The organism is Candidatus Dormiibacterota bacterium, assembly GCA_035532835.1.
GTDB lineage: Bacteria > Vulcanimicrobiota > Vulcanimicrobiia > Vulcanimicrobiales > Vulcanimicrobiaceae > DAHUXY01.
This window is the reverse complement of sequence record DATKQG010000050.1, coordinates 1-5,026: the sequence shown is the minus strand read 5'-3', so window position 1 is coordinate 5,026 and position 5,026 is coordinate 1. Positions and strand designations below refer to the sequence as shown.

Annotated in this window: 3 protein-coding genes; 2 read left to right on the top strand and 1 reads right to left on the bottom strand. The window is 61.9% G+C overall.

The features are described 5' to 3' along the window. Positions 1 to 94: 94 nt before the first annotated feature. Entirely contained in the window at positions 95 to 1,066 is a 972-nt protein-coding gene (locus tag VMW12_06495) for a cobalamin-dependent protein (protein ID HUZ49379.1), read from the top strand. Beyond that, positions 1,063 to 2,454: an MFS transporter gene (locus VMW12_06490; GenBank protein ID HUZ49378.1), complete on the top strand. Its 1,392-nt coding sequence runs from the start codon at positions 1,063 to 1,065 to the stop codon at positions 2,452 to 2,454. The genes VMW12_06495 and VMW12_06490 overlap by 4 nt, the downstream gene beginning before the upstream one ends. On the opposite strand, the gene lon is transcribed toward VMW12_06490, so the two are convergent. Beyond that, positions 2,451 to 4,925 carry an endopeptidase La gene (gene lon, locus VMW12_06485; protein ID HUZ49377.1) on the bottom strand — a complete coding sequence of 825 codons (2,475 nt, stop codon included), beginning with the start codon at positions 4,923 to 4,925 and terminating at the stop codon, positions 2,451 to 2,453. The genes VMW12_06490 and lon overlap by 4 nt on opposite strands. Between the last annotated feature and the right edge of the window lie 101 nt (positions 4,926 to 5,026).

Here is a 5,026-nt window from a genome sequence, read left to right as displayed (position 1 = left end):
GCAGCGTCTTTTTCACGATACCTAACACTTCCGAGGCGAGCATTTCGTCCCTTCAAGCTGCATCAACCCGGGGTTGCGCTGTGTTGTAGGGGATGTGCTGACGTCGTCCCTGCGGCCGCGCGATCCCTTGGCAGCGCTGCCATTTCAATTAGGCGATGAATTTGTTGCGAGCCTCCGCGACGCGGTCGAGCTATCGGCACCCGCACTCTTCGTTGATCTGGTTCGGTGGGCGCAATCGCTCGTCGCCCATCGCGAATCGCCCGCAAGCGTCGACGCCGCCTTGCAGAGCATGCTCGATTCGCTCGGCACGTTATTGCCGCTCACCAATGCGGTTCGCGCGCGATCTATTTTGGAAGCGGCCCGCGGGGCCATCGCACGGCACTCGGAATCCGGCCCGGCAAGCGCGATCGACGCAGCCTCCCCGCGCGGTGCCGTTGCGGAGCGCATCCTGAACTTGCTGCTGGAGGGCGACGAGCAACGCGCGTCGCGCGAGTTGCTCTGCTGCGTTGCGAAGGGCACTAGCCAAGCCGAACTCTACGGCGAGATCATCACACCGTTGCTGCACGAAACGGGACGGCTTTGGGAGCACAATGCGATCGGCATCTCGGAGGAGCACGCGATTACCGCGGCGATCGAACGCTTCATGGCACATATCGCCGAATTACAAGCCCTTCGCCCGTTCCGTGAGTTCGCGGTTGTGAGCGCGTCGCTCGGAAGTTCCGCGCACGGAGTCGGCGCGCGCATGCTGGCGGACACGTTCGCGCTTGGCGGCTGGCACGCGACCTACTTAGGCGGAAACATTCCGCCGGAGGATCTACTGGATTACGTCGACCGCGTCTCCGTCGACGTGCTGGCGCTCTCGGCGACGCTCGCTCGCGATATTATTCCGGTCCGCAACTTCATCGCCGCACTCCTCGACCGTCCGGTCGCGCCGCTGGTGCTCGTGGGTGGGCGTGCGTTCACGTTAGATCCGACACTCTGGCAGCGTATCGGCGCGGACGGTTTCGCTGCAACGCCCTCGCTCGCGGTGGCTTTGGCCAACGAACTCGTGCACCAGACCGCGTGAGGGCGGCCGTTCGCTCCCACCCCGCGCACCGTTGGTTCATCCTCGGCACGGTGATGCTCGGCACGTTTATGGGCCCGCTCGACGGCTCGATCGCCAACGTGTCCATGCCCTCGATCGCGCACGCCTTCGGGCATAGCGTCGACGAAGCCGAATGGATCATCCTCGCGTATCTGCTCGTCACCGCGTCCACCCTGGTGCTCTTCGGACGCCTCGGCGATATGTTCGGGCAGAAGCGCATCTATCTCATCGGATTCGGTATCTTCGGCGTCGGTTCGCTCGCATGCGCGCTCGCGCCGACGCTCGAAGCGCTGATCGCGTTCCGCATCCTGCAAGGCTTGGGATCGGCGATGCTGGTTTCGTGCACGCAAGCCTTGATCGTCGACACGTTTCCCGGGCGCGATCGTGGGCGCGCAATCGGTTTGAACGGCGCGGCAGTTGCAGTCGGACTCTCCACCGGGCCCATCTTGGGCGGCGCCATTACCACCTACGGCGATTGGCGCTGGATTTTTTCGATCAACGTTCCGATTACCATCGTGGCGCTCGTTCTCGCGGTGCTCATCCTACCGTCGCCGCGACCGCACCCGCAGGTTTTCGATCCGCTCGGCGCATTGTGCTCGGTGGTGGGCCTCTTGAGCGCGTCGCTTGCAATTTCGCGCGGCGATATGTGGGGATGGACGTCGCTGCCCACGCTCGTCACCTTCGGGATTGCAGCCGTAAGCCTCGTCGCATTCATCGCGATCGAGCGACGCGTTAAAAGCCCGACGCTCGATCTGGAACTCTTCCGCAATCCGCTCTTCTCACTATCGACGATCGCCGCATTCGTCTATTTCACCGCGCAGTCCGGCGTTATTTTTATCGTTCCGCTCGCCGCGCAATTGGCGCTGGGCGCATCGCCGCTCAAAGCCGGCTTGATGCTCATTCCCCTTACCGTCCTGAACATCGTCCTAGCGCCGATCGCCGGATCGCTCTCGGACCGCATCCCGGCGCGCTACGTTTCAACCTTCGGCGCGCTGCTCGTTACTGCCGGATCGGTGATGTTAGCGCTGTTACCCGGGCACCCCAGCGTGTGGCAAATCGTCGTGGCGCTTAGCGTGACCGGGTGCGGCACGGCCGTCTTCACGCAGCCGAATAACAGCGCGATCATGGGCGCCGCACCGGCAAACCGCCGTGGCATCGCGGCGGGAACGCTGGCCACCGCGCGCACCACCGGGCAATTACTCGGCGTCGCGACCGCGGGCGCCGTGTACTTTGCCCGCGCCGCTCGTCTTGGGCCGCTCGCACATACGTTTGCGCCCGCGACATCCTACTTTGCAGGCGTCGCGGGCGTCATGATCGTGGTCGCGTTGATTTCGTACTCCCGCGGCGAGCCCGCGAGAATCCAGGCTTAGCGCTTTCTCGTCGTGGCGCGCTTGCGCTCGGCGGTCGTACGCGGGCGTTTTGTGGCCCCGTTACGCTGACGCATCGGGACCACGTTGCTCGCCCGCTTCGGCGCTTCGGCCCCGAGCGGAACGGGCGTGATGATGCGTTTTCCAAGCGCTTGCTGCAAGACTTCCGAGAGTTCCTCGACCGGCACGAACGTCATCGTGTCGCGCACTTCCTTGGGAATGTCGTCGAGATCCATCTCGTTGCGCTTCGGAAAGAGAATCTTGCTGATGCCCGCACGCTTCGCGCCGAGCACTTTCTCTTTCAGGCCGCCGATCGGGAGCACTTGGCCGGTGAGCGTGATCTCGCCGGTCATCGCCAGATTCGGATCGACTTTGAGGCCGGTCAGCATCGAGGTGATCGACGTCGCCATCGAGATACCCGCCGAGGGGCCATCCTTCGGCGTCGCACCGGCCGGCACGTGAATGTGCAGATCGTGCTTCGCGAAGAAGTCCTCCGGAATGCCGAGTTCGGCGGTACGCGAGCGTAAGAACGAGACCGCGGCTTGCGCGCTCTCCTTCATCACGTCGCCGAGCTGCCCCGTCAGCACCAGCTTGCCGGTACCCGGCATCGATTGCGTTTCGATGAAGAGGATGTCGCCTCCGACGGGCGTCCAGGCGAGGCCCGTCGCCACGCCGACCGATGCGACGCGCTTCTTGACTTCGTTGTAGAACCGCGGACGGCTCAAGTACTCGAGCAAGCTCTCGGGCTTAACGCGCGCCTTGAAGCGCGGCGCCTCCGCGATCTTGCGCGCGATCTTGCGGAAGACCGTGCCGATCTCGCGTTCCAAATTACGCACGCCGGCTTCCCGCGTGTAATCGGTGATAATCGCCCGTAAGGCCGCGTCGTTGATTTGGACCTGCGTCTCTTTGAGGCCGTTGGCCGTGCGCTGCTTCTTGACGAGGTAACGCTTGGCGATCTGCAGCTTTTCGAGTTCGGTATAGCCCGAGAGCTGGATGATCTCCATACGGTCGCGCAGCGCCGGCGAAATCGTGTCGAGCGAATTCGCGGTGCAGACGAACAGCACTTGCGAGAGATCGAACGGAAGATCGATGTAATGGTCGCGGAACGTCGAGTTCTGCTCCGGATCGAGCACTTCGAGCAACGCCGACTGCGGATCGCCGCGATAATCCGCGCCGACCTTATCGATTTCGTCGATCATCATGACGGGATTCTTCGTCCCGGCATCGCGCATCGCGCGGATGATCGTGCCCGGCATCGCGCCGATGTACGTGCGGCGATGCCCGCGGATCTCGGCTTCGTCGCGCACGCCGCCGACCGAAAGGCGCACGAACTTGCGTCCCATCGCACGCGCGATCGATTGCCCGAGCGAAGTTTTGCCTACGCCCGGCGGACCGACGAAGCACAGGATCGGCCCGCTGAGTTTCTTCTTCAGCTTACCGACGGCGAGGTACTCGATGATGCGGTCTTTGATCTTCTCCAGATCGTAGTGATCTTCGTCGAGGATCTCGCGCGCTTTCTTGATCTCGATGTGGTCGGTCGTATCTTTATCCCACGGTAATTGCACGAGCCAATCCAAATACGTGCGAATCACCGAATACTCGGGGCTCGCTTGCGGAACTTTGGAGAGACGCTCCAACTCGCGGTCGGCCGCCTTCTTGGCGTCCTCCGGCATCTTGGCTTCGTCGATTTTCTCGCGCAGTTCGTTGGTCTCGGCCTGCTGCGGATCGATCTCGCCCAGCTCTTCCTGAATCGCGCGCAATTGCTGACGCAGGTAGAACTCGCGCTGATTTTTCTCCATCTCGCGTTGGATATCGCCCTGAATCTTATGGCCGAGTTCGACGACCTCAAGCTCCTTGGTGAGCAACATCGTGAGCTTGCGCATGCGCTTGCCGGTGTTGCGCTCTTCGAGGAGCGCTTGGCGATCGGCTGTCTCCAGACGCATCGTCGACGCGACGAAGTACGTCAAGACGTTGGGATCGTTGATGTTCTGGACTTCCATCTCCATCTCGCGCGGTGCTTGCGGAAGATAGGAGAGGAGCTTTTGAAAGAGCCCGCCGAGATTGCGCTGCATCGCAAGCAGCTCTTCATTGTCGATCGTGATATCCGGTAATTCCGTATAGGACGCGACCATGTAGGGCTCGGTCTGCTCGAAGTCATCGATACGGAAAACCTGTTGCCCGGCTACGATACAGCGCAGCGTGCCGTCGGGCACTTTGAGCATCTTCTGAATGATGCCGATGGTACCGACGCGCTGAATATCGTCCGGCCCGGGATTCTCGATGTCGCGATCTTTGAGCACGGTCAAGCCGATCGGCTTGCCCTCGCGCAACGCTTCTTCAACGAGCTGAATGCCGGGCTTCTTCACGACCGCAAGCGGAATGACGGTGTTGGGGAACAGCACCGCTTCCTGGAGCGGCAGAATGCCGACTAAGCTGACCGGTACGATCTTCGATTCTCTTTTTTTCACGGGCATATGTTACGAATGAGTCCTTTTAACGATCAAGCGAATCTCGGTTCGCGTGGTCGGGAGGTAAGCTGTCGCTGCAATCGGGAGAGCGATCACGAGCACGCCAT

Excerpts from the sequence above, each read along its gene's own strand:
- lon (HUZ49377.1), bottom strand. The coding sequence starts at position 4,925 with ATGCCCGTGAAAAAAAGAGAATCGAAGATCGTACCGGTCAGCTTAGTC.